The following is a 4,184-nucleotide window of genomic DNA, read 5'->3' as shown; positions in this document are numbered from 1 at the left end:
TCTGCGCTTTCCTTGTGCGCAATGCGGGATCGCCGATAACCTCCCATCGGCAAACTATGGCGCTGGCCTTCTTCTTTCCATCGCTTGCGTACCTGATACACCCACATGCGACTCACCTCAAAGCGCCGGGCAATTGCCGTTGGACCTTCGCCACGATCCAACGCACCCAGAATACGATCCCGAAGATCTTGTGAATAGGCATGCATAACCTTCCCCATCAGTTGTGATAGAGAATAGTCTATTACATGCATATATTTAAATCAAAAATGCTCTGGCCTCGTTCGTGTCGCACATCTCCGAGTATTACTTCGAATTACTTCCCCGTTGGAGTTATTGCGGTGGCGTCTGTAAACACTCCTGCCGATCAGAGGTAAGGCGTATTTTCCTGATTGGCAGATTCGCAGAAGTGTTGGCTAGGGGATATGACGCCCAAAAGTGTGAGCTGATCTGGCAAAGTATGGAAAAACGATTATTGAAACGCACGTTTACTGATACCGATGGAGGTGTAATTGTGTTCGACTGAACAACTACCAATTGTTTTTGTGTGAGGGTTACCCCTTGATAACAGCCAGTGGTTGCAATTCAATTTGTACCTCGACCAAGTCTTTTTGGTGGTTCATCACTTCATCGATATCTTTATAAGAGCCTGGCGCTTCATCCAGATCTTTACGGCCGCGGATGGCGTGTAAAACACCGAGATCATCAAGGGCTTGGATTTCTTCCTCTAGGTCCAGTTTTTTGCGGGCTTGGGTACGACTCATAATGCGTCCAGCACCATGTGCGCAAGACTCGAAAGATTGTGCTTCACCTTTACCTTTTACCAGAAAGGAACCGGTACCTTGCGAGCCAGGAATCATGCCCCATTCACCTTTTCGCGCTCGTGTTGCACCTTTGCGATGAACAAGAACGGTTTCGCCAAAATGTTCTTCTTCGGCGGCAAAGTTATGTGGTTTATTAATAAATTCGCTGAATCCAACCTCAGGCCGAATCTCTCTAAATGCCGTTTTTACCCGCTCCATCATTAATTTTCGATTGGCTAGGGCAAACTCAAGGCAGTAGTCCATTTCATTTTTGTACAGTTCGAAATACTCAGATGACTCTGGAAGGTAGGCTAAGTCATTCGAGATATCTTCGCCGGCTGCCTTATTTAATGCTTTTGCTACATCATTGTAATGGTTGGCGACTGTAAAGCCGATATTGCGAGAGCCAGAGTGGATCATAATCCAAATATAACCATCTGAGCCTTTTTGGATTTCAATAAAGTGATTGCCGCCACCTAATGTGCCAATCTGATATAGGGCGCTTTCGTACTCTTGATTGACGATAGGCAGATCGCCTTTCCTTTCGGGCATCCAAGCTTCATCTTGCTGCGTTTTGTGGTGGTTGAAACCCACCGGAATGGTGTTGCGGATGATACTCATGATGGTTTTCAGATCCTCTGTTGAGATATCTGTCAGATTGGTCCGTAGGGAACACATACCGCAGCCGATATCCACACCGACGGCGTTGGGTACGATGACCCCCTTAGTGGCTAGGATAGCCCCGATGGGCATGCCGTAACCTTCGTGAGTGTCGGGCATAATGACGATATGCTTAAAGGCAAATGGCAAGTTGGCAAGATTGCGCGCCTGCTCCAACGCTCCCTCCTCCATTTGATCGGCTTCCAGCCACAGCTTTATTGGCAGTTTTTCCGTTGTAATAATTGCTTTTCCGTTAGTGTGCATAACAATATCTCCATATAATAATTATTGATAGCGGAGTCAGGTTTGGTCGGTCGAGCTGAAAACAAACAGAACATTTACATTTACATTTACATTTACCTAAGCTGAATTGAGCCTCCGTCCGCCATTAGTGTTTGTCCAGTCATATAGCGACTATCTTCGCTGAGTAAAAAGGCAACAACTGGAGCAACATCTTTTTGCGGATCGCCAAAACGCTGCAACGGAATATTGCTGGCAGATGCTGCGTATTGCTCCGGGTACTCAGCTTTCCAGTGAGCGACCCCTTCGGTCAAGGCCTTTGGTGAGACTACATTGACACGAATGTTGTCTTTAGCCCATTCGTTGGCGGCAACCCTGCTTAATCCGCGGATAGCTTCTTTGGCTGCTGTATAACTGGCTTGCTGCTCGAGTCCAAGGAGCGCTGCTCCTGAGCCAAAGTTGACGATGGAGCCGCCAGATTTTGTCAGCTCCGGATAAGCGGCTTTCATAAAGTATAACGTTGCATTAAAGCCGGTGCCAAAGGATAAAGCCCAATCTTCTTTGCTCAGCTCTATTAGTGGCTTTTGGGTGGACGCATGGGCATTATTGACCAGCCCTGTCAGCTTGCCAAATCTGGCTATTGCCAACTCAACGGCTTGCTTGGCAACGGACTCACTGGAGACATCACTCTTTAAAAAAACAATCTGACCTGGATTGCTCTGCGCGATTGCTGTGCCTGCTGCTTCATTGATATCAACGACGACAACAGATGCGCCTCGCTGCGTTAATACAGTGGTGATTGCAGCACCTATCCCAGCGGCACCGCCAGTTACGATAATGACTTGATTTTCTAGATTATTCATTTCTGTTTCCCTTTTATAGGTCGCTGTACTTTGCACTGTCGTTTGAGCAAGTAATTACTGTCGCCTGGGACTGGGAACAGATTTATCCAGATAGACCTATCCCGTTCGATGGTTATCGACCTGTATAAGGAGATGGCGCCAGCAATCTTTCACGGCGTACCTGACAAGTAAAGCAGCGTTTGGCAGTCGGATACGCATCCAGCCTTTTGTAGCGGACAGGCTCTCCGCAGTCGATGCACAAGCCGTACTTCCCGGTTGCGATACGATCCTCAGCAGCAACGATGTCGCGCACCTCACCTATATCGCGAATGACTTCGGCCTCGGTGATGTCGCGGAGCAAGGAAGCTGTCGCCGTATCTCCAGAATCACCAGCTCCGCCAATAAGATCGACATAGTATTCGTTGCGGGAGCGTGCCAATACCTGGCGAATTTCACCAAGTAAAAGGCTCTTGCGTGCATCGATCCGTTGCGCAAAGTGTGTGATCTGTTCTTTTGTCAGGGAATTTTCAGGGGTGTTCATGGCATCGTCCTTAGCAGGTTGCAGGAATGAGTGTCGATTGGTGCCGGCACAATGCACCATCGATAATTCCAAATTATACTTATCGCATATTATTTCCGTGTTACGTTTTGGTAGTATTACTTACCTATAATAGTACGTCTTTTGCAGACGCACTCTCTTATCGTGACAAGGTTGACCAATGTTCTGAGCATGGGTATGAGCTCTGTTGACGTAATTGTCTTATGGTAGCTAAGCAACATGATGTGCTAGATTAACCATGAAATGGATCTGATTCAGATAAAAATGCCTAACAAAAGCATCCAGCGGACGCGCTAAAGGCGCGCACCGCTGATGCTAAGTGTTAGGTTTCTTAGCCGAACTTTACAGGAGAATTACGAAATGCACATCCAGGTCAATACAGATAAGAATATCGTCGGACAAGAGGCTATGACACAGAGTGTCGAGGAAATTCTCGGCCGCGTTCTTGAGCGATTTTCCGGCCAAATTACTAGGCTCGAAGTGCATCTTAGTGATGAGAACAGTGCTTCTAAGTCAGGTATTGCTGACAAGAGATGCTTGCTTGAAGCACGACTCGCTGGTCGCGATCCGATGGCAGCGAGCGACGTTGGACTCACGGTCGAGCAGGCCGTAACCGGTGCAGCCAAGAAGATGGTGAGTCTTTTGGAGAGTGAACTTGGAAAACTTGGTAATTACTAAATTAAGTGAATTGGCCTTCAATCAGAGGTCTAATAATTAAGGTTATGTCGTGAACCGCCCCGGGTTTTGAGGAGGCTCCACTATCTGAGAAGATGGAGCCATGAACAAATCAAATAAATATTCCCCCGAAGTAAGAGCGCGCGCAGTCCGTCTGGTGCAGGAACACCGCAGTGAGTATCCCTCGCTGTGGTTGACGATTGAATCCATTGCGCCGAAGATCGGCTGTTCAGCCCACACATTGCTTGAATGGGTGCGCAAACACGAGACTGATACCGGCTTGCGAGACGGTGTGACCAGTGAAGAGCGCGACCGCATCAAAGCCCTGGAACGCGAAGTAAAGGAATTGCGCAAGGCGAATGAGATTCTGAAGCTGGCCAGCGCTTTTTTCGCTCAGGTGGAGCTCGA

6 protein-coding genes are annotated in these 4,184 nt (G+C 48.0%); 2 read left to right on the top strand and 4 right to left on the bottom strand.

Features of this window, described 5'->3' with window-relative positions; all coding sequences use genetic code 11:
• The 4 genes from ABF86_RS08815 to ABF86_RS08800 form a co-directional block, all read right to left on the bottom strand.
• The coding region (locus tag ABF86_RS08815; protein WP_193565731.1) for a helix-turn-helix domain-containing protein at positions 1-206 on the bottom strand (206 nt) is incomplete at its 3' end.
• A 345-nt stretch (positions 207-551) separates the two neighbouring features.
• Positions 552-1,724 carry an RtcB family protein gene (locus ABF86_RS08810; RefSeq protein ID WP_160803544.1) on the bottom strand — a complete coding sequence of 391 codons (1,173 nt, stop codon included), beginning with the start codon at positions 1,722-1,724 and terminating at the stop codon, positions 552-554.
• Between the two features lie 92 nt (positions 1,725-1,816).
• Entirely contained in the window at positions 1,817-2,563 is a 747-nt protein-coding gene (locus ABF86_RS08805) for an SDR family oxidoreductase (RefSeq protein WP_160803543.1), read from the bottom strand.
• A gap of 112 nt (positions 2,564-2,675) precedes the next feature.
• Complete coding sequence (locus ABF86_RS08800) at positions 2,676-3,083, bottom strand: TraR/DksA family transcriptional regulator (protein WP_011633968.1); 408 nt, start codon at positions 3,081-3,083, stop codon at positions 2,676-2,678.
• Positions 3,084-3,461: 378 nt separating this feature from the next.
• Here ABF86_RS08800 and ABF86_RS08795 point away from each other — a divergent pair, with 378 nt between their 5' ends.
• Positions 3,462-3,779 (top strand): HPF/RaiA family ribosome-associated protein, encoded by a 318-nt coding sequence (locus ABF86_RS08795; RefSeq protein ID WP_160803542.1) that lies wholly within the window; start codon positions 3,462-3,464, stop codon positions 3,777-3,779.
• A 100-nt stretch (positions 3,780-3,879) separates the two neighbouring features.
• Positions 3,880-4,184 (top strand): transposase (locus tag ABF86_RS08790; protein WP_160803541.1); only part of this gene is annotated, 305 nt, incomplete at its 3' end.

The sequence above is a fragment of the Nitrosomonas sp. GH22 genome (assembly GCF_009833115.1).
GTDB lineage: Bacteria > Pseudomonadota > Gammaproteobacteria > Burkholderiales > Nitrosomonadaceae > Nitrosomonas > Nitrosomonas eutropha.
The sequence above is the reverse complement of the archived record's forward strand: the minus strand, read 5'-3'. Positions and strand labels throughout refer to the sequence as shown.

Bases quoted from the DNA above. Each gene is read 5' to 3' on its own strand.
- ABF86_RS08800 (WP_011633968.1), bottom strand. From the start codon at position 3,083: ATGAACACCCCTGAAAATTCCCTGACAAAAGAACAGATCACACACTTT.
- ABF86_RS08805 (WP_160803543.1), bottom strand. From the start codon at position 2,563: ATGAATAATCTAGAAAATCAAGTCATTATCGTAACTGGCGGTGCCGCT.
- ABF86_RS08795 (WP_160803542.1), top strand. From the start codon at position 3,462: ATGCACATCCAGGTCAATACAGATAAGAATATCGTCGGACAAGAGGCT.
- ABF86_RS08810 (WP_160803544.1), bottom strand. From the start codon at position 1,724: ATGCACACTAACGGAAAAGCAATTATTACAACGGAAAAACTGCCAATA.